The sequence below is a fragment of the Cylindrospermopsis curvispora GIHE-G1 genome, assembly GCF_014489415.1.
GTDB classification, from domain to species: domain Bacteria; phylum Cyanobacteriota; class Cyanobacteriia; order Cyanobacteriales; family Nostocaceae; genus Raphidiopsis; species Raphidiopsis curvispora_A.
The window spans coordinates 2,592,594-2,615,067 of record NZ_CP060822.1; the positions used below are offsets into that span (position 1 = coordinate 2,592,594).

Sequence of the window (22,474 nt, forward strand, 5' to 3'; positions counted from 1 at the left end):
TTGACATAAGCTCCTGAATGACATTGGTTAGTTAACTGCTTGAATTCTGATTTTTTAGCAATCCCTATTTAATAAGTTTTTGAATATCAGTTGTCTGTAACCATTGATGGGTAGTATTCATACCTGCTTCCAGACTAATTTTTGGTTGATAGTTCAATATACTCCTAGCCTTAGCAATTGAATAAGAATATGGACGGCTCATAAAATCAACAGATTCTGGGAGAATATCCACCTTCTTTCTAAACAATTTTTGTCCCTGATTACGTACTTTTAAAAATAACCTCATTTCTTCCTTGGGAAGAGACATAGGAATAGGTAAACCTTCCATAGCTGCCAGGTGAATAAAATATTCTTTCCATGAGGTATTTTCCCCATCTGTAATATTAAAAATTTCTCCATATGGTTGTTGTACCATTGCTAAAAATATGGCATCAATTAAGTTATCAACATATAGGTGATTCATCACTCCTTTACCATCATTAGGATAGGCAAATAACTTTTGTCTCATCATCAGAACTGGGCGAACAATCCAAGGAACACTACCTGGCCCATACACATCTCCTGCACGAATAATAGTCACCCCAAAATCCGGAGGTGAGTTAAGTTTTAAAATCTCTATTTCCGCTTCTATTTTAGTTTGACAATAGGGATTGTTCTCCCCAGATAATATCCCAGTTTCCGCCACATTATCGGTGTAATTGAATCCATAAACTAAGGCACTGGAAAGGTGTATAAATGTTTTCACTTTTGCCTGTTTTGCTGCTTGGGCAATATTACAAGTTCCACCAACATTAATTTCTCGGAATTTTTTTATGTCTCCCCCCTCCTCCGTTAGTTGACTAGTATGTAAAACTATATCTACTCCCTGGCAAACTTTTGTAGCTATCCCTGGATCATTGATGCTACCAATTATAATCTCTACTCCCAACTTTTCTAGACTTTCACCTACAGCTCTATCTAGAAATGGGGAACCCTGTAAAGCTCTTACCTTCAAACCTTGACCTACTGCTAACTCTGCTGCGCGGGAGCCAATAAATTCATCTGTACCTGTAATAAGAATAGTTTTGTTGTTGAGATTCATCATATTGATCTGGTAGGATTTAATGTTATGGGAGTTATTAGAATTATTGGAAATAAAATTTTCCAAATCAGTTGGTCATAAGTTAGAAAATATCCGCAGGGTCAGCAGATCGCAGTTTATTAATTGCTAATGCTCCTGACGTCATAGAAATTAACACTGTAGAAGTTAAAACAATTATGGCATTATTAGAAGTCATGATAATTGGTAATTGGGTAGCTTTCATTGCAAAATCATATAGACCCACAGAAATCAAAAATCCAGGTATATATGCTAGTAATGCCAATATCAGGGCTTGTTGAAAAACCACATTCAACAAATAACCATTAGCGTAGCCAATGGCTTTTAACGTGGCATAGGCGATAAATTGGGTGGCAATATTACTATAGAGAATCTGATAGACAATGACCACACCTACTACCGAAGCCATAGTTAACATCAAATTGAGAATAAATCCAATGGGTGTTCTTGCTGCCCAATATTGCTTTTCAAAATCAATGAATTGTTGTTTGGTAAAAATCTGCACATCATGGGGTAAATTAACCCGTAAGTTTTTTAAAACTTGATTTGGGTCAGCTTCTGGTTTTAGTTTAATAATACCAACATCTATTTTTTCAGAAGGACGAAGTAGGGGATTAATTCTCACGAAGGTGGAGTCACTAACAATCAAGTTACCATCCACCCCAAAGGAGGGACCTAAACTAAATAACCCCCCCACTCTAACTCGATAGCCCTGCAGAGAATCAAAAGAGAAAATTTCAATTGTTTGTTCTGTTTTCCCTTGGTCAAATCTTTTAGCGATTGGACCAAATTCCGGTCGGGAATCTCTGTCAAATAACATCATATCGGGAATTTTCAGTTTATCCAGATTCTCTTCAACCTCTGGAATATTCATTAAGGATTTTGCCGGATCAAATCCAATTACATAAATTGAGTATTTTTCTCCGGTTTCTGGGTTTTTTAATTTGGCAAATTGTAAGTACATGGGATTGACTGATTCTACACCATTAAATCCCAAAGTTTGGTATAAACGACTGCGAGAAAAACTTTGATTTGAGGTCAAAGATTTATATTGGGAACTGACTATAAATAAATCTCCCTTGAGATTTTGATGTACTGCTGTTGCACTGGAATATAGTGCATCTTGAAAACCCAGTTGAATGAACATTAAAAGTACGATAAAAGCAATCCCAGCTATAGCTACAACAAAACGTAGTTTTTGCTGGGCTAACTGTAGCCACGCTAAAGGAATTTTTAGATTCATAAACTAAATTTCAATGGCAACATCTACCTGTAAATTGGTTAGTCGATATACTTTTTGGCTATCATCTGGAGAATCAATGACTAATCTAACATGAACAATTCTCCGATCTGTATCTGAACTTGGGTTAATACTAAAGATGCTTTGTTTGTCAACTTGCCAACCAATCTCTTTCACTGTTGCTCGTATTTTATCAGAAAATGCTCCACTAGTAATAACCGCTTTTTGTCCAATTCTCACTTTTTGAATATCGGTCTGATAAACTTCAGCAATGACATTCATTGGCGAAGTTTTTCCTAGCTCTGCAAATCCAGAAGTACCTATAATTTCTCCATTTTTGGCATGAATTTTTAAAATTCTGGCATCTATGGGTGATTTAATATAAGTTAAATCATGATCTGCTTTTGCCTGCTCAATAGCAGTTTCTGCACTCTCAACCTCGCTCTGTGCTAAAGCTATATCTACATTTCTTACCTCTTTAATACTGTCTAATCTGGCCTTAGCTTCTTGAATTTGATTTTCTAATGTATTCTTACTACTTTCTAGTGTAGCTTTAGCTTCCATTAATTTTTGTTGTGATGTCTTCAATTGTAGCACTTTAGTATCTAAAACAGCAGCAGAAATTGCCCCATCTTGGTATAACTTTTGATAGCGCTCACTCTCTTTGGTAGCATTTTCCACTTCAGCTTGAATACGATTTATTGTCGCTGTTTGTGTGGTCACTTCACCTTCTAACTGTGAGTATAATCTGGTCACCACTGCTTTTTGAGAATTCACATCTCCTGCTTTTGCTCCTGCTTTAACTTGTGCTAGTCTTGATTTAACAATTAGTAGTTTATTGAATGCTTGTTTTACTGCAGCTTTTGATCGTTCATAATTCTCTAGATATGCTAAAGTTTCCCCAGCTTGTACTTCCTTACCCTCTTCCACTAATAGCTTTTCTACGCGCACACCGTTAATAGAATTGGGAGCAGATAAATAGGTAATTTCTCCCTGTGGTTGTAGTCTTCCTAAAGCGGTGACATAAAATTTCACTTTGGGCGCTTTTTGGGTTTTTACTTGGGAAGAGTTGATAGGAAAGTTAGGTTTTAGTTTTAACTGAGAAAAGCTAGAGAAAGATGCTAAACCAGCAGCTATAGCAAGGGAAGCAGCAATGATTATTTTCCACTTCTTAGCAGCATGTATTAATAATTGATTTTGTTTGCTCGTTACCATACTTGCTCCTGTTCTTTTCTACTGAGGTGTAATTTCAATGTTTTCTTTTCACAAACTCCTAATAAGCGAAAATTTAATTGTAAATAGACGTTAAACCAACTTCTAATTACACTTATTTCTATCTTGAATTAGAGTACAACAAAGTAACCATAAATACGAATCGCTAAAAAAAGATCTGAGTTACAGAGATGACTAAATCATGAGATTAATTTTTCATAATCTCTCAAAAATAGTTGATCACACTAATTGAGAACAAATAAAAACTCTACTTCTTATTCTGCCAAAGGCTCAGAATTTTGTCAATCTATTAAATTAAGTAAATTAACTCATTTATGATGAGTTCTCTACATAATTACCGAATGTTAACTAGAATCTATTTCCATTGAAATATATAATCATTTCATCACAATGTCAGTCTATTACTATTAATAGTTAATTACATTCACAAGTTAAGATTTGCTCACTAAATAACTATCGAAAGCCAAGATGTGAGATATATTATGAATTCATCAAATATCAAAGATAAATTATCATGTTTTTTTGATAAAATATGAGCAAGTTTATCTGGAACAGGAGTGTATTTGCTAATTCGTAAGTTAGATTACAGATATGATCAAAGCATTGATATCTCAATTTTCTATAGGGGAGAAAGGGTTGAATTTACTCACATAATCAGATAGATTTTAGTTCAGGAGTATACTGTCAAATGCAACAGGGAAATACAAATCATTACCTCAAGTAGAAATATTTATCCCAATTCAGTGTAAGCAAACTATTGAATTTCTTTAAATTGTGCTATTCTTTAAATTAATTCAACAGGCGAAAGTAGGAAATGAATCATTCTCTTAATTTCTCTAAGTTCCGAGTCAGACCCCTGGACAATAAATATTATTTCTGTAGCAGATGTAGCGGGTTATATTCCCAGAATGTCATAAAATAGATTATCCGAACTTGCTTGCTAAGTCAATGCCAGCATAAAGTTGAGAAAGCTACGGTAATTATGAAATCCGCTAATTAATCACTGATAATGTTTCTAAACAAACAAGAAAAGGAAAGGCAATAGTGTATAGTATTATTTCATGTGATTCCCAAATTTGATTTCTTTCCGGGATCAATTATCCCATTAAGAAAACATGATTGCTTGATTAATATCCCCGCTATAGAAATTACTGTAGCTGAAAAGTTACCATTCCCCAAAATTACCCTATGCCATGATGTCTGCTGATTCAATAAATACCGCCTTAGCAGAGTTAGAGAAGCTAATTAACAGTTGTGAAAATGATTTGATTAGATTTATAGAGGCAAGAAAAATGAATTCAGGAAACGAAATCTCAACTAAGAAAGTTAACAGACAACTGCAACAGAACCCCATTGCTATTGTGGGGATGGCTTCTCTACTACCACAGTCGAGAAATTTAAGACAATATTGGCAAAATATTGTGAGTAAAGCTGATTGTATTACTGATGTTCCAGAGAGCCACTGGAGTGTTAAAGATTACTACGATCCCAATCCTAGAACACCGGAGGATAAAACCTATTGTAAGCGGGGTGGATTTATTCCTGAAGTTGATTTTAACCCCATGGAATTTGGCATTCCTCCTAGCATTTTAGAAGTTACTGATGTATCGCAACTCTTGAGTTTAATAGTTGCCAAAGAAGCAATGGAAGATGCTGGTTATGGTGAAGCTCGTGAATTTGATCGAGAGAGTGTGGGGGTAATCCTAGGGGTAGCAATGGCTAAACAATTAGGTATGCCATTATCAGCTAGATTAGAGTATCCCGTATGGGAAAAAGTGCTTACAAGTAGTGGTTTATCACCGGAAGATACTGAAAAAATAGTCGAAAAAATCAAAAGTGCCTACATTAAGTGGGATGAAAATGCTTTTCCCGGAATGTTAGCAAATGTTGTAGCAGGACGTATTGCCAACCGATTGAATTTTGGTGGTATGAACTGTGTTGTTGATGCTGCTTGTGCCAGTTCCTTTGGTGCTTTAAAAATGGCTATTAGTGAACTGGTAGAATATCGGAGCGATATGATGTTAACCGGTGGTGTAGATACAGATAACACCATCATGGCTTACATTTCTTTTAGTAAAACTCCTGCGGTTTCTCCTGGTGAAAATGTTAAACCGTTTGATGCTAAATCCGATGGGATGATGTTGGGTGAAGGTATCGCCATGTTAGTTCTCAAAAGGCTAGAAGATGCACAAAAAGATGGTGATAGAATTTATGCTGTAATTAAGGGTATTGGAACTTCCAGTGATGGACGCTATAAGAGCATTTATGCTCCCAGAAAGGAAGGACAAGTGAAAGCTTTGGAACGAGCTTATAATGATGCTGGCTTTTCTCCTGCCACATTAGGACTAATGGAAGCACATGGTACAGGAACTATGGCTGGAGATCCGACGGAGTTCGCTTCCTTGCAAAGCTTCTTCAGTAAACATGATGAAAGAAAGCAATATATTGCCCTAGGTAGTGTCAAATCCCAAATTGGGCATACGAAAGCAGCAGCAGGTGCAGCAAGTTTAGTGAAAACAGCTTTGGCACTATATCATAAGATATTACCGCCGACTATCAATATTACCGAACCTAATCCTAAGTTAGATATTGAAAATTCCTGCTTTTATTTGAACACTGAAACTCGACCTTGGATACGTGGAGAGAGTGAATCACCCAGAAGAGCGGGAGTTAGCTCCTTTGGTTTTGGTGGTACCAATTATCATTTGGTTTTGGAAGAATATCAACAGGAACAACAACAACCTTATCGTCTACATGATGTGGCCAGTCAAATTTTATTTTTTGCTCCCAATCCCAGTGAGCTAATTAAAAATTTAGAGACAAGTTTACAGAATTTACAAGCTGGGGATAGTGACAGATACTATTCTCAGTTAGTTGAGGAATGCAGGAATATTCAGATTCCTCAAAATGCGGCAAGAATTGGCTTTGTAGCTGGGAATAAAGCGGATACTTGTAAATTGTTAGCTCTGAGCATTGATCTATTAAAAAATAAACAATCTACCTTGAACTGGGAACATCCTCAAGGAATTTATTATCGAGCTTCTGGTATTAACTTAAGGGGGAAAGTAGTAGCCCTATTTTCAGGTCAAGGTTCTCAATATTTAGAGATGGGTAAAGAAGTTGTGATGAACTTCCCAACTTTACGTCGCCTATATGGATTAATGGATAGCCTGTTAATTGAGGATAATTTACAGCCAATTTCCCAAGTAGTTTTTCCCCATCCTACCTTTAACCAAACAGAGAAAGCTGACCAAATTGCCACTTTACAAAGAACTGAATATGCACAACCTGCTATAGGTGTTTTTAGTGCTGGTCTATATTCTATTTTTCAGCAAGCTGGGTTTAAATCTGATTTCACTGCTGGTCATAGTTTTGGGGAATTGACTGCTTTACTAGCAGCAGGAGTTTTGAGTGAATCAGATTATTTATACTTAGTAAAAGCTCGGGGAAAGGCAATGGCTGCACCCAAAGATCCTGACCATGATGCAGGTAGTATGTTAGCAGTCAAGGAAGAAATTAGCAAGGTAGAATTAGTACTGAAAAATTTCCCAAAAATTACGATTGCTAATTTTAACTCTCCTAACCAAGTTGTTTTAGCTGGTCCTAGCCATGAAATTCAAAAAATTCATCAGAAATTTCAAGATTTAGGCTATGGTGCTGTACTCCTACCTGTTGCTGCTGCTTTCCACACTCCCCTAATTGCATTTGCCCAAAAATCCTTTGCTATTGCTACTAAATCTGTTAAATTACTCAATCCTAAGATTCCCGTTTTTAGCAATGTTACAGCTCAACAGTATCCTCAAGAATCGGATAAGATTCAACGGATATTAGAAAGTCATCTGGCCAGTTCAGTTAATTTTACACAACAAATAGAAAATATCTATGCTGCTGGTGGTTATTGCTTTGTGGAATTTGGACCAAAGCGGATTCTGACTAACCTAGTTAAGGATATTTTGGGAGAACGTCCACATATTACTATATCTTTGAATCCTAGCACTCATAAAAGTAGTGATATCTCCGTTAGAGAAGCAGCGGTCCAACTACAGGTTCTGGGTATGGAATTAGGTAATATTGACCCATATCAATTACCAGAAACATTCTCTAAAGAAATCAGCCAAAAAAGTTTAAATGTTAAACTCAAAGGTATTAATTACGTTTCAGAAAAAACTAAAAATGCCTTTGAAAAAGCACTAAGTGATGGGTTTAAAATTCAAGGTTTTCCACAAATTCAACCGGTTTCAGTAATTGATAAACCTTCCGAAATTACACCAGTAAAGGAAGTAGTTGAAACAGTACATACTAGTAATGGCAATGGTAAGAGACATAAACAAACATCAATTATCAGTTCTTTACCAACGGACTCCCAAATGAATTCTGCTAATCCTATTAATTCCAGCCTTCGAGCTGAAGAACAGTTACCCATATTAACTTACCCAATGGTACAGGTTTTAGGAGGGAAAATGACAACGTCAGATAAAAATACTGAGTTTCAACAAGTTTTAGCTAGTTTAGAAAATCTCCTTAGCCAATTTCAAAATAGCCAAAGTGATAACTTACAGATTCATGACACTTACCTTCAGCATCAAATGGAATATGCCAGGACATTTTTTCAATTGGTACAGCAACAGAATACCTTGTTTATGAATAATAAATCTACTGAAACTGGGGAAACTAAAAAATCAATCATGGATAGCTTTGAGCGTAGCATGATGCAATTTCATCATCAGCAAGCGGAAACTCTGCGCATTCATGAACAATACTTACGGGAACAGTTAGAACACACAAAGAATCTTTTCCACCTCATCCAACAGGAATATTCACTGCTAATTGACGGTGCAGAACTAACACCTGTGATTCCTCTCCAACTTACGGATATACACACGGAAAATCTGCGAGAGATTTCGTCGCCACAAAATCCCCAACTAACTGTGCCAGAAATGGTTGTTAGCTCTACCAGTAAAACATTGGAAGTAGAAATTCCACAACCAATTATAGAAACTCAGCCAGTTATAACACCCGTCCCAGAGACCAGGGTTGAAAAACCACCTGCATCAGTTACGGAAATTGCTATAAGTTCCCAAACGAAAAAATCCGCAATTGATATTCAAGACATAGGTAAAAGTCTTCTATCTATCACCAGCGAAAAAACTGGTTATCCCATAGAAATGTTAGAGTTTGACATGGATATGGAAGCTGACTTAGGAATTGACTCTATCAAACGGGTGGAAATATTAGGTGGGTTACAGGAATTATATCCCGATTTACCCAAACCTAATCTGGAAGAACTAGCGGAAAAACGCACCATTGGTCAAATAGTTGAATATCTAGAAAAACAAGTTGTAACCAACGCGACTACTAATCAGATAAATCATTCTGAGCATATAGTTAAGAATGTGGATCCCAAAGTAACACCCGAATTAATCATTCCTTCTCCAGTTGACATTCCCCAGTCCTCCGCTATCAGTAATGAATACAGTAGTATAGCTGAAACCTTGTTAAAAATTACCAGTGAAAAAACTGGTTATCCAGTAGAGATGTTAGAACTAGATATGGACATGGAAGCTGACCTGGGGATAGATTCCATAAAAAGGGTAGAAATATTAGGGGGAATGCAAGAAGTATACCCAGATTTACCTAAACCTAACTTAGAGGAATTAGGAGACCTGCGGACAATTAGACAGATAGTTAGCTACCTCCAAAGTCTGGTGGTGGTTGAAAAAAAAAATCTTGATTTTGAGCAAATAAAAGCCACGGCGGTGGATTTAACTCCACCACCTACTGTTGACCCCAATCTTCCCCGTCGTCCAGTTAAATTGAAAATCTTACCGGAACCCGATTTTTGGGAATGCCAATTACCTGGAGGACATATAGGACTAGTTACTGACGATGGTTCTCTAACTACCACAAAATTAGTTCATGGGTTGATAGACAAAGGTTGGAAGGTAGTAGTTTTAAGTTTTCCCGAATCAATTGTTCCAGAACGGTCACCATTACCAGCAGGAGTCACTCGCATCAATCTAGCAAATATGAGCGAAGAACATCTACAATTACTACTGCAAAGTATCAGTGTTCAATATGGTAAAATTGGAGCATTTATTCATCTTCATCCGTGCTTTTCAACTACCAATCTTGCCTATTTAGAAACCGAAAAGGTAATTGTTAAACATATCTTTTTGATAGCTAAACACCTGAAACAATCACTGAATAATGCTGCCAATCTGGAAGGAAGAGTTAGTTTTTGCACAGTTGTTCATCTTGACGGTGCATTTGGTTTAGATCATACAGAAAACTTCGGAATTATTGGAGGAGGATTATTTGGATTGACCAAGAGTTTGAGATGGGAATGGCCAAAGGTATTTTTGAGAGCGATCGATTTAAGTCCTAAGTTAGAACCACACCAGTCAGCAGAATATATTGTAGCCGAATTATATGATTCTAACCGATATATTGGCGAGGTTGGTTATGGTTCTAAAGGAAGAGTGACTCTTGTAGCAACAGCTGATTAGTAAGTGGGTGGGTGGAATTAAATATAAGATGAACGTAGGTTGGGTTTCGTTCCTCAACCCATCCTACAAATAATTGTACCTCCCTAGTTAGTCATTTATAGGGAACCAGGAATTATAGGTTTAGCCAGAAAATATATATTCCCTGTTCCTTGTCTCCTAAGTTCAATAATAGAGTGAGAAATATATGATAACAACTTTTCAAATTCCTCCATCATCGGTGTTTGTGGTTAGTGGTGGAGCTAAGGGAATTACTGCCCAGTGTACGGTTAAATTGGCACAAAGTCAAATTGGTAATTTCGGTAGTTTGAGTAACTCTGGCATTTTTATTCTTTTAGGTCGTTCAGAAATTACTCCAGAACCTGGTTACGCTCATGATTGCTTGGAAGACTCCGTATTAAAAAAACGCATCATGGAAAATTTAATCTCCCAAGGTGAAAAACCCACACCCATGATGGTACAGAAAATATTCAATCAAATTAATTCTGTCCGGGAAATTAAAAAGACTTTAGCAGCAATCGAACAAACAGGAGCAAAAGCTGAATATATTAATGTTGATGTTACTGATGGGAAAGTCTTACAAGATAAACTCCGTGATGTTTGCCAAAAATTTGGTAAAATTACAGGTGTTATCCACGGAGCTGGAAATTTAGCAGATAAATTAATTGAAAAGAAAACCCCTGACGATTTTGAAAAAGTTTATAATGCCAAAGTCCAGGGTTTGCAAAACATACTTAACTGTTGTGATCCTTACCATTTAAAGCATTTAGTACTCTTCTCTTCTGTGAGTGGTTTTTATGGCAATATTGGTCAGAGTGATTATGCTATAGCTAATGAAATTCTGAATAAATCGGCTCATCAATTTAAAAAACATTATCCTCAAACTCATGTAGTTGCTATTAACTGGGGTGGTTGGGATAGTGGTATGGTAACACCACAATTAAAGAAGGCTTTTACCGAACGAGGAATTGATATTATTCCTGTGGAAACCGGTACTCAAATGCTGGTTAATGAGCTGCATCCGGCGTTTGAAAATCAATCCCAAGTTGTCATTGGTAGTCCGATGAACTTGCCTCCCACACCCCTGGATAGTGAATTGAAAAGCTACCGTATCTATCGCAGAATGACCTTGGAGCAAAATCCCTTTTTATATGATCATACTATTGCAGGTGTACAGGTATTACCAGCCACTTGTGCTATGTCTTGGATGGTTCATGCTTGTGAAGAAATTTATCCGGGATATCGCTACTTACATTGTCGGGAATTCAAGGTGCTAAAAGGTATCTCTTTCAACTCCACATTAGGATCAGATTACATTCTAGAAATTCAGGAAATCTCCAAAGTAGATGGTGAGTTAATTGAATTTCAAACCAAAATTTTGAGTAAAAATCCTCAAGGTAAAACCCATTTTCATTTCTCTGCTATTGTCACAGTGGTAGGGAAAATACCAAAAGCACCAATTTATGAGTCCCTGAATCTAACGGAGGACAATATTATCACTACTAGGGGCAAACAATTTTATCAAAATGGTGATTCTTCCTTGTTTCACGGTCCAGCATTCCAGGAAATTACTAGGGTTCTAAATGTAAACCCACAGAAAATCACTGTGGAGTGTTGTTGGCAAGCAATTTCCGAAACCGATCAGGGGCAATTTCCGGTCAAATGGCATAATCCCTACACCACAGATATTAGTACCCAATCATTGTGGATTTGGTTAAATCATTTTCATCAGCAGGTCTGTCTACCAGGACAGTTGACTTATTGGGAACAATTTCTAACTATTCCTTGTAATTCACCATTTTATGTTTCCTGTGAAGTGGAAAATAAAACTGATACAGGGGTAACAGCCAACTTTATTTTGCATAGTCAATCAGGAGAAATCTACTCCCGAATTTTGGGGGCAAAAGCGGTTATTTGGCCTATGAAAATGTTGAGCAAGAAGTAACAGATAATGTAGATATAAGTGGGTGGGTGGAATTAAATATAAGATGAACGTAGGTTGGGTTGAAGTATGAAACCCAACACCACGGGTCTCGTTACTCGACCCATCCTACAAATAATTGTGCCTCCCTACTTAGGAATCTAGTAATCACGTTTGGGGAATCGCGTAAATCCTAATCAAAATCTGGGTAAGTGGCAGTGTAATAACTGAACCTAAAGAATTGAACAACAAGATTTAGGTTTGAACATCATTAAACTACCTTACCTTAACCCAAACGAGGATTTAACTGTGGAAAAAATAGCCATTATTGGATTATCATGCCTCTTTCCGGATGCGAATAATCCTGAGCAATTCTGGCATAATCTCAGCCAAGAAAAAGACGTAACTGCCAATATTAGTATTGATGAATTGGGAGTAGATCCCTCAATATTTTATGATCCTAATAAAGGCACACCGGAGAAATTCTACTTTTTAAAAGGTGGATTTATCCGCAATTTAGATTTTAATCCCTATGAGTATAATCTACCTGGGGAATTTATTGAAAGTCTAGATGATACTTTCAAATGGTCACTGTATGCAGCTAAACAGGCAATTATTCATAGTGGCTATTGGGGAAATCAATCTGCTCTGTCGGAATGTGGGGTAATTTTAGGAACTCTAGCTTTACCTACTAAAGCATCTAATCAATTGTTTACCCCCATTTATCATCAAACAATTGAACCCGCAATTCAAGAACTTTTACAGGAGAAACACTTCCATCTAGGTGGTAAATTAACCCTATCTAAAACATCACCATATAATGCTATGGTTTCTGGGTTACCTGCTGGTATGGTTTCCCGTGCTTTCAATCTTTCTGAAATTCATTGCTGTATAGATGCAGCCTGTTCATCATCATTTTATGCCATCAAATTAGCATCCTATTATCTACAATCTGGTAAAGCAGATTTAATGTTAGCTGGTGCTATTAGTGCTTCCGATCCTCTATTTGTCAGAATGTTATTTTCTGGTCTACAAGCATACCCAGAAAATGGTAGTAGTTTTCCTCTTGATAAAACATCACGGGGCTTAATTACCTCTGAAGGTATCGGTATGGTAATGCTCAAAAGATATGACAAAGCTGTCAGAGATGGAGATAAAATTCTGGCTACAATTTGTGGTAATGGTTTATCTAATGATGGTAAGGGTAAACATCTTTTAAGCCCTAATCTCCAAGGACAAAATACTGCTTATCAAAGAGCATATCAAGAAGCAAAACTTGACCCACAAGAAATTCAATATCTGGAGTGTCATGCCACGGGTACTCCTTTGGGAGATACTACTGAATCTAAATCTATTCAAGGCTTTTTTGGGGGGAAAAATTCCCAGCTATTAGTAGGATCTACTAAAAATAATGTTGGTCATTTATTGGTCGCAGCTGGCATGGTGGGAATGACTAAAACTATTTTAGGAATGTCCCATAACCTAATTCCAGCAACTATTAATGTCAGCGAACCTATAGGTTGTGAAAATAGTGTGGTATCGCCACAGAACATTGTCACAACAACTAGACCTTGGCCAGCTAAAAAAACTAAATACGCAGCTTTGAGTGCATTTGGATTTGGTGGAACTAACTCTCATTTAATTCTTGAACAAGGGGAAGTAAACAAATGAATATGCCAGTAAATAACACTACAAAAATGGCAATTGTGGGCATGGATGCCTTTTTTGGTGAATGTGATGGATTGGATGCCTTTGAAAGTAGTATTTATGATGGAAAACAACATTTTATTACTCTACCACAAACTAGATGGTTGGGAATTAATGAACACCAAGAATTACTGCAACAATATGGTTTAGAAACCGGAACACCACCTCAAGGCGCATACATTCAAGATTTTGAAATTGACACATTATCCCAGAAAATTCCTCCCAATGAGGTGACTAAAATTAACCCCCAACACACCTTATTATTAAAGGTGTGCGATCGCGCATTAAAAGATAGTAATATACAGCCTAATAGTAATGTTGCTGTAATTATCGCTGCGGAAACAGAATTATCAGTCCACCAACTAGAACAAAGATGGAATTTATCTTGGCAAATTAAAGATGGGGTAAATGGAGCTGAAATTCCCCTGAGTCCAGAAAAAATCTCCCAGTTAGAAACTATAGTCCAAGATAGTATTCACCATCCAGTTGAGATTGCAGAGTATATCAGTTATGTGGGTAACACCATGGCCAGTCGGGTTTCTTCCCTATGGAATTTCTCTGGACCATCTTTTACCATTAGTGCGGTAGAAACTGCTACTTTTAAGGCTTTAGAATTAGCGGAAATGCTATTAGCTACTGAGGAAGTGACAGCAGTGGTTGTAGGTGCAGTTGACCTAGCTGGTGGGGTAGAAAATGTCCTCTTGAGAAGTCAATTTGGCAAAATAAATACGGGTGTAAATACCCTAAGTTTTGATCAAAATGCTAATGGTTGGAATGTGGGGGAAGGTGCAGGTGCAGTAGTTTTGCAAAGACAGGATACGGCATTAAAAAATAAACAACGTATTTATGCAGTAATTGAAGCTTTAAGCATTGGACAGTCCCCTTCCATGGCCATAGATAGCAGGACTATTAGCAATGTTTGTAAGAAAGCATTTAAACAAGCTGGAATTAAACCTGAAGAAGTTAACTACTTAGAGGTTTCCGGTAGTGGAATACCGGAGGAAGACACAGCAGAAATTGAGGGAATATTAGCAGCTTATCCTTCTGTTGGTAATGGTCTACACTGTGCCCTAGGTAGCATCAAAGCAAACATAGGTCATACCTTTGTTGCTTCCGGTATTGCTAGTTTGATTAAAACTGCTTTAAGTTTATATTATAAATATATACCTGGAACTCCCAAATGGTCAGGTGTGAAAACCCCTCAGATGTGGGAAGGTAGTCCCTTCTATGTTGCGACAGAATCCCGACCTTGGTTCTTACAAAAAGAAGTAAAATGTCGAATTTCTGCCATTAATAGTATGGGTTGTGACGGTTCCTTTTCTCATATTTTGCTGTCAGAAGAAACCCAACAGGAACCACGTCCTAGTAAATATTTAGAATCCCGACCCTATCATCTCTTTCCTATTTCTGGAGACAGTGAAACCAGTCTAATTACGGCCTTAAATAACCTAGAAAAAACCCTTGAGGATGGCGAGTGCTTGTCAAAAGTAGCTAGTGAAACATTTAGCAGTTTTCAAAAAAAATCTTCTGCCAATTATACCCTATCCATCACCGGACGCAACCAAAAAGAAGTACTCAAAGAAATCAACTCTGCCAAAAAAGGTATAACAGACGCCTTCATAAATAAAAAAGATTGGGCCACACCAATAGGTAGTTACTTCACACCTAAACCCTTGGGAAAAAATGGTGAAGTTGCCTTTGTTTACCCTGCTGCTGTCAACACTTATGTAGGAATTGGTAGAACCTTATTTCGATTATTTCCTAAAGCCTTCGATGACACAGTTATCAAAACTCTATACCGACGAGCAGCGGATGTTGAGAAACTAGTGTTTCCTAGAAGTTTGAGGAAACTGGAAATTAGGGAATTAGAAAACCTAGAAAAGAAATTGCTGGATGATTCCCTCGCAATGTTGGAAGCAGAAATTCTGTTTACCAGATTTATCACCAACATTCTCACAGAAGATTTTCAAATCACACCCAAATATATGTTTGGTTATAGCTTAGGGGAAACCAGTATGATGGTTGCCCAGGGGATTTGGAGTGATTGCTATAAAGCAAGTAATACCTTCAACTCATCATCATTATTTGGCGATAGACTATCAGGACCGAAAAATGCAGTGCGAGAGTATTGGGGAATAGACAAAAACTCTTCAGAGCATGACAAATTATGGGCTAATTATGTTTTAATTACTACAGCTGATCAAGTCAGGGAAGTTTTAAAAACAGAAAATCGGGTTTACCTCACTCAAATTAATACCTCGCAAGAAGTATTAATAGCTGGTGAACCTTTAGCTTGTGAAAGAGTGATTAATAAACTGGGTTGTAACGCCTTTTTAGCACCATTTGATCATGTGATTCATGCGCCGACTATGGAATCAGAATACCCAGAGCTATATCGAATCCATAACTTACCAGCTCAGGCAATTCCTGGGATTATCTGTTACTCAGCAGCAGAATATCAACCCATAGCACTAGAGAGCGAAACTATTGCTCACAGTATTGCCAAAGGATTATGTCAACAACTAGATTTTCCTCGCTTGGTAAATCGAGTTTATGAAGATGGAGCAAAAGTATTTATCGAAGCTGGAGCTGGTGGTATTTGTTCACGGTGGATAGATAAAATATTAGACAAACGGGAACATATTACCATATCTTTAAACCGCCGTGGGATAGATGATCACACATCCTTAGTTAAAGCCTTGGCAAAACTGATTAGTCATGGAGTTAAATTAGATCTTTCTCCCCTATATGATCTTTCTTTAGATACTAAAAAAACCAACAAATCAGCACTCAAGAAAATTACCCTGGGTGGCAAATCCATTACCGATCAAATTTTACAGACAGATCATCGTCAACTGTTCTCAAAATATAATCAGCAAGATCTACAACTCCTTACCAAGGACTTGGATGTTAAGATCATCAACTCTCTTCAACCAGCATACCAAATACCCCCCCGGGAAATTTATGGTAAACCGGAAAAAAATTCTGTGAAAACTATCATAGATGACCATTTAAATCATGAAGAGCAACTAAACTTTTCACAACTACCTTGCAAAGAAACCCCCAAAGTAACCTCCAAACAAGTGAACCATATAATTCCCATGAATGATTTAAAGATAGCCCAGTATGAAAAATTCACAAGTAACAACACCAAATTGATAAAAGCACACAGTGATTTTCTAGAAGCTAGAAAAGATTTCAGCCAGCAAATGAGCGAAATAATTAAAATGCAATTAGCTTGTGCTGAAAAATTGTTGATAGATCAATAAAAATAATTTTTCCAGTATCATAGTCTGGATTGTAACCCAGACTATGAACTATCCCTGTCTCACAAATTGCCCATTAATTAAGGAAAAAATTACCGTGACAACATTTAATACGGTACTGAACAAACCAAACAACGGATTAGCATTTTTAAAAACTGCTCCCCATCATACCTACAGCTGGAAGGGTTCAACAGACTGCGTTGAATTTGAGCAAAATGCCATCAAGCAAAAATTACTAACCCTAGAAAAACCCTGCCATATTCTTAAAGTAGCAGGTGAAATAGGTGTTAGTAATGATGGCTATATAACCTCAAATTATAATATTCCATCGGAACCCAACCAGCTATTAGTATCATTACCACCATTAACAGTAGAACAATTTGGTGATCCCACCTTTTTGAAAATCCACAATGTTAAATGTGCCTATATGACAGGTGCTATGGCGGGGGGAATAGCATCAGAAGAAATGATAATTGCTTTAGGCAAACAAAGACTTTTGGGTTCCTTTGGTTCGGGCGGACTGTCACCAGAAAGACTAGAAATAGCTATTCAAAAAATACAAGCTGCTCTACCTAACGGTCCCTATTGTTTCAACCTAATTCATAGTCCCAATGAACCAAAAATAGAAAGACAGGCTGTAGAATTATACTTAAAATATGCAGTTCACACGGTTGAAGCCTCGGCATTTTTAGACCTAACTCCCAATATTGTTTATTATCGAATTGCTGGTTTAAGTTTAGATGCTAATCACCAAATTCAAATCAAAAATAAAGTAATTGCCAAAATTTCTCGCCGGGAAGTTGCCACCAAATTTATGCAACCACCCCCTGAAAGAATGATCAAGGAATTACTAGCACAAAATCTAATTACGGAACTACAAGCTCACTTAGCAAGTAAAGTTCCTATGGCTGATGATATTACTGTGGAAGCAGACTCTGGAGGTCATACAGATAATCGTCCTCTGGTATGTCTACTCCCTTCTATTATTAGTTTAAGGGATGAAATTCAAGCTAAATATAATTATGATAGAATAATTAGAATTGGGGTAGCTGGGGGAATTGGTACGCCGGAATCAGCATTGGCAGCTTTTGTCATGGGAGCTGGATATATTGTTACTGGTTCTATTAATCAATCCTGTGTTGAATCGGGGGCTTGTGAATACACAAAAAAATTATTATCTCAAGCAGAAATGGCGGATGTAATGATGGCCCCTGCTGCGGACATGTTTGAAATGGGAGTCAAATTACAGGTCTTAAAACGAGGAACAATGTTTCCCATGCGGGCACAAAAATTGTATGAGTTGTACCGCAATTATGAATCTATTGAAGATATTCCTTTGGCGGAAAGGGAGAAATTAGAAAAACAAATCTTCCGTAAAAGTATTGCTGAAGTTTGGGAGGGAACCGCCGCCTATTTGTCTCAAAAAAATCCCGAAAAATTGGGCAAGGCTGTCAATAATTCTAAGTTAAAAATGGCATTGATTTTCCGCTGGTATCTGGGTTTATCTTCCCGATGGTCTAGTAGTGGAGAGAAGGGAAGAGAAACAGATTATCAAATTTGGTGTGGTCCAGCTATGGGTAGTTTTAATGACTGGGTAAAAGCTACCTATTTAGCTGAACCTCAAAACCGCCATGTGGTAGATATTGCTCATCACATTATGCTAGGAACTGCCTTTTTATATCGAATTCAGTCCCTTAAATTTCAAGGTTTACAGCTTTCTAGTTTTTACGGTCAATATCAACCTGTTCACCCTATATTGGAGATGAAAAAATGAGTTTAACAAACATGCTAACTACCTATGGTTCAGAGGAAATTCAATCTTTTATGGTGCATAACTTGGCAGAGTTGCTAGGAAAAACACCTGCAGAAATTGATGTGGATGAACATTTGGAAAATTATGGTTTAGATTCTGCTCAAGCCATGGTTATAATTAGTAAGTTGGAAGATTTACTTGGTTTTAAACCGTCTCCAGTCTTATTATGGCACTACCCAACTATCGCCACACTGGCTCAACGTTTATCAGAAGAAAAAGCTGGAGGTTCTCAAGCAGATAATCAGGGGAATAATGTGAATATTCCCATCCCATTTTTGGACCTAGGTGCGGAAGCAGTTCTGGACTCTACCATTCAACCAGTGGGTAGTTATATGGGTTCTCTCGCTAATCCGAAAAATATCTTTATAACGGGAGCAACTGGTTATTTAGGAGCTTTTATTATTAAGGAATTATTAGCAGAAACCCAAGCCAATATTTACTGTTTGGTACGGGCTAAGAATGTGAATGAAGCACAAGATAAACTCATCCATAATCTCCAACAATATGGAATTTGGGAGGATCAGTACCTTAAGCGACTTGTCCCAGTTCTTGGTGATTTATCTCTACCACTTTTAGGAATTACCAAGGAAGAGTTTGACCAGTTAAGTGCTAACATAGATACTATTTATCACAGTGGGGCATTACTAAATTATGTCTATCCCTACTCTGCTTTAAAGTCAGCAAATGTTTTAGGGACTCAGGAAGTGCTAAGACTGGCTTGTCAAACTAAAGTTAAACCTGTACACTATGTTTCCAGCGTCGCTGTATTTGAATCAAGTGTATATGCAGGTAAAGTAGTAAGTGAACAAGATAGCTTTGACGATTGGCAAGGTATTTTCTTGGGTTATTCTCAAACAAAATGGGTAGCAGAAAAACTAGTCAAAATTGCCCGCGATCGCGGACTACCAGTAACGATTTATAGACCACCCTTAATTGCTGGGGATAGTAAGACAGGGATTTGTAACACCCACGATTTCATCAACCTAATGATTAAAGGTTGTTTACAGATGGGATGTTTTCCAGATGTGGACTATATGTTAGACATGTCTCCTGTAGACTATGTAAGCAAAGCTGTTGTTTACCTATCAAGAGAAGAAACATGTATTGGTAAGGCTTTCCATTTACAGCATCCCCAACCTGCTTCTTTAAAATCTTTAGTGGAATGGATACGCACCTTTGGCTTTAAGCTAGAAATGATTAGTTATGAAGAGTGGCAGAACAAACTAGCTAACATAACAGATCAAGAAAATCCACTCTATACTCTTAAACCGTTTTTATTAGAGCGGTGGTCTAAAGAGAAAATTACCATTCCTGATTTGTATTTGCAGTCAAGAAGACCAGTAATTAGTTGTCAGGAAACCCTAGCTGCACTAAAGGGAAGCTCAATTATTTGTCCTCAAATCGATTCTCAATTGTTGATAACTTATACCTCCTATTTAATGCAAACCGGTTTCTTGAGTCTTATTTAACGCCTGAATGCCCATTTGATTGTAGACAAAACTAGAATTTTCTACCACATCTCATCTTAACGACAATGTGCGGGTAAAATGCCCGCTTTTTTACTGATATTTTTTTCTTTCCGTATTTTCAGCCAGAATGATAAAATGGTATATAATAGGAATAGCTACCTTAACCACCCATAAATTCTCCCTTTTGGCACCTCTAGCAATTACTCTAATTGCTGTGATATTATAGGTGACTGATGCATACACTTGAAAAAATAAAAGTTTAATTAATCATGGCTCTGACGCAACTGCGCAAACAGGAACTGATCTCTGGATTCCAAGTACACGAAACTGACACCGGATCTGCCGATGTTCAGATTGCTATGCTCACTGAACGAATTAATCGTCTTAGTCAGCACCTGCAAGCAAACAAGAAAGACCACTCATCTCGTAGAGGACTATTAAAGATGATTGGCGAACGTAAAAGACTTTTGAATTATATCCAAAAGAACAACTCGGATAAATATCAATCCCTGATTTCACGTCTTGGTATTCGTGGTTAGGAACTACCAATTATGTCTGCTCAAGAATCAGAACCCAGTCGTCTACCATTTGAACCAAACAAAAAGCGTCAAAAACCTTCAAAAGTGTCTACCAAACCGGTAGTTAAGACAGAGGAATCGCCACAAAAATTGCCGAACCAACCCCCCTTTACTAAAGAGGAGATGGCGATTCCCCAAGTAGTAAGCCAAAGAATGATCCGCAGAGTGGCAACCTTTTCTGGCATACCTACAGGTTTAGGTATTAGCACACTGGTGGTCAGCTATTTGTTGGTTAGTTATGCTCACATTCAACTACCCCCCATTGCGGTGTTACTGGTAAATATGGGACTGTTCGGGTTGGGAGTGTTGGGAATAACTTACGGTGTGCTTTCTGCTTCCTGGGATGAAGATAATCCGGGTACTTTACTGGGTGTAGGTGAATTTGGCACCAATTGGAGTAGAATGGTTGAAGTCTGGCGCGAAACTCGAAAAAAGAAGGTCTGACCAACCGCGCTCAGGTATCTGGACGGTGCCTGACGCAACAATGCTCCCATTCGCCTGCGTCTAAATGTATTAATGTATAGATCAATAATAGTTGAAATACGGGGCTGTTAAAATGATCATTGTCATGAAAGTAGGTTCCCCAAAGGTGGAAATAGACCGTTTAAGTTCAGATTTAACTGGATGGGGTTTAACACCGGAAAAAATCATTGGTAAACACAAGGTAGTAATAGGTCTAGTAGGAGAAACAGCAGATTTAGACCCATTACAAATTCAAGAACTTAGTCCATGGATAGAACAGGTTTTAAGGGTAGAAGTACCTTATAAAAGAGCTAGTAGGCAATTTCGTCATGGTGAAGCTTCAGAAGTAGTAGTCACCACTCCCAATGGAAATGTGGTGTTTGGCGAACATCATCCTATAGTGGTGGTAGCAGGACCATGTTCTGTGGAAAATGAAGCTATGATTGTGGAAACCGCCTTGAGAGTGAAAGTTGGCGGTGCCAAGTTTTTGCGGGGTGGAGCATATAAACCCCGCACCTCACCATATGCTTTTCAAGGACATGGTGAAAGTGCTTTAGAGTTGTTGGCAAAAGCACGGGAGGTCAGTGGACTAGGAATCATTACTGAGGTAATGGATGGTGCGGATTTGGAGAAAATCGCCCAAGTTGCTGATGTGATTCAGGTTGGGGCCAGAAATATGCAGAATTTCTCCTTACTCAAACAAGTGGGAGCCCAGTCAAAGCCAGTGTTATTAAAACGCGGTATGGCCGCAACCATTGAAGACTGGCTCATGGCCGCCGAGTATATATTGGCAGCGGGTAACCCTAATGTAATCTTGTGTGAGCGAGGAATTAGAACCTTTGATCGTCAATATACACGGAACACTCTGGATTTATCCGTAGTCCCAGTATTAAGAAAACTCACCCATCTACCAATAATGATTGATCCCAGCCATGGTGTGGGTTGGGCAGAATTTGTGCCTTCTATGGCTATGGCAGCAATTGCTGCTGGTACTGATTCCTTAATGATAGAAGTCCATCCTAACCCAGCTAAGGCTCTTTCCGATGGACCTCAATCCATTACACCAGATAGGTTCGACCAGTTAATGCAAGAACTTTCCGTAATTGGTCAAGCTGTGGGCCGTTGGCATCAGCCAGTTCTTTCACCAGTTTAACTGGTTTAATTACAGGGGGGATTTATCCCC

The 22,474-nt window shown here is 37.8% G+C and carries 13 protein-coding genes; 9 read left to right on the forward strand and 4 right to left on the reverse strand.

All coding sequences use genetic code 11. From position 1 onward, the window contains the following. Positions 1–64: 64 nt before the first annotated feature. From IAR63_RS11520 to IAR63_RS11530, 3 genes are all read right to left on the reverse strand, one after another. Positions 65–1,081 (reverse strand): NAD-dependent epimerase/dehydratase family protein, encoded by a 1,017-nt coding sequence (locus tag IAR63_RS11520; protein ID WP_187707450.1) that lies wholly within the window; start codon positions 1,079–1,081, stop codon positions 65–67. Between the two features lie 82 nt (positions 1,082–1,163). Continuing rightward, positions 1,164–2,342 (reverse strand): ABC transporter permease DevC, encoded by a 1,179-nt coding sequence (gene devC, locus IAR63_RS11525; RefSeq protein ID WP_187705372.1) that lies wholly within the window; start codon positions 2,340–2,342, stop codon positions 1,164–1,166. 3 nt (positions 2,343–2,345) lie between these two features. Continuing rightward, positions 2,346–3,554, reverse strand: coding sequence for an ABC exporter membrane fusion protein (locus IAR63_RS11530; protein ID WP_187705373.1), 1,209 nt, complete (start codon positions 3,552–3,554; stop codon positions 2,346–2,348). A 1,214-nt stretch (positions 3,555–4,768) separates the two neighbouring features. Between IAR63_RS11530 and IAR63_RS11535 the strand changes: the two genes are divergently transcribed. The 6 genes from IAR63_RS11535 to IAR63_RS11560 all read left to right on the forward strand — a co-directional run bounded on the left by IAR63_RS11535 (position 4,769) and on the right by IAR63_RS11560 (position 20,251). Next, positions 4,769–10,078, forward strand: coding sequence for a type I polyketide synthase (locus IAR63_RS11535; RefSeq protein WP_187707451.1), 5,310 nt, complete (start codon positions 4,769–4,771; stop codon positions 10,076–10,078). Positions 10,079–10,262: 184 nt separating this feature from the next. Further along, positions 10,263–12,020, forward strand: a complete 1,758-nt coding sequence (locus IAR63_RS11540) for an SDR family NAD(P)-dependent oxidoreductase (protein WP_187705374.1) — start codon at positions 10,263–10,265, stop codon at positions 12,018–12,020. Positions 12,021–12,305: 285 nt separating this feature from the next. Beyond that, entirely contained in the window at positions 12,306–13,667 is a 1,362-nt protein-coding gene (locus IAR63_RS11545; RefSeq protein ID WP_187705375.1) for a beta-ketoacyl [acyl carrier protein] synthase domain-containing protein, read from the forward strand. After that, complete coding sequence (locus IAR63_RS11550) at positions 13,664–16,972, forward strand: PfaB family protein (protein ID WP_187705376.1); 3,309 nt, start codon at positions 13,664–13,666, stop codon at positions 16,970–16,972. The genes IAR63_RS11545 and IAR63_RS11550 overlap by 4 nt, the downstream gene beginning before the upstream one ends. A gap of 94 nt (positions 16,973–17,066) precedes the next feature. Beyond that, positions 17,067–18,743 (forward strand): PfaD family polyunsaturated fatty acid/polyketide biosynthesis protein, encoded by a 1,677-nt coding sequence (locus tag IAR63_RS11555; protein ID WP_187705377.1) that lies wholly within the window; start codon positions 17,067–17,069, stop codon positions 18,741–18,743. Next, entirely contained in the window at positions 18,740–20,251 is a 1,512-nt protein-coding gene (locus tag IAR63_RS11560; RefSeq protein ID WP_187705378.1) for a thioester reductase domain-containing protein, read from the forward strand. Before IAR63_RS11555 ends, IAR63_RS11560 begins: the two co-directional genes overlap by 4 nt. A 90-nt stretch (positions 20,252–20,341) precedes the next feature. On the opposite strand, the gene IAR63_RS11565 is transcribed toward IAR63_RS11560, so the two are convergent. After that, positions 20,342–20,494 (reverse strand): hypothetical protein, encoded by a 153-nt coding sequence (locus IAR63_RS11565; protein ID WP_187705379.1) that lies wholly within the window; start codon positions 20,492–20,494, stop codon positions 20,342–20,344. A 26-nt stretch (positions 20,495–20,520) separates the two neighbouring features. Between IAR63_RS11565 and rpsO the strand changes: the two genes are divergently transcribed. From rpsO to aroF, 3 genes are all read left to right on the forward strand, one after another. Continuing rightward, positions 20,521–20,790, forward strand: coding sequence for a 30S ribosomal protein S15 (gene rpsO, locus IAR63_RS11570; RefSeq protein WP_061545324.1), 270 nt, complete (start codon positions 20,521–20,523; stop codon positions 20,788–20,790). Between the two features lie 12 nt (positions 20,791–20,802). Further along, the gene (locus IAR63_RS11575) at positions 20,803–21,273 is read left to right on the forward strand and encodes a PAM68 family protein (RefSeq protein ID WP_187705380.1); all 471 of its coding nucleotides are present in this window, start codon (positions 20,803–20,805) and stop codon (positions 21,271–21,273) included. A 112-nt stretch (positions 21,274–21,385) separates the two neighbouring features. Further along, positions 21,386–22,444 (forward strand): 3-deoxy-7-phosphoheptulonate synthase, encoded by a 1,059-nt coding sequence (gene aroF, locus IAR63_RS11580; protein ID WP_006277782.1) that lies wholly within the window; start codon positions 21,386–21,388, stop codon positions 22,442–22,444. Positions 22,445–22,474: the final 30 nt, after the last annotated feature.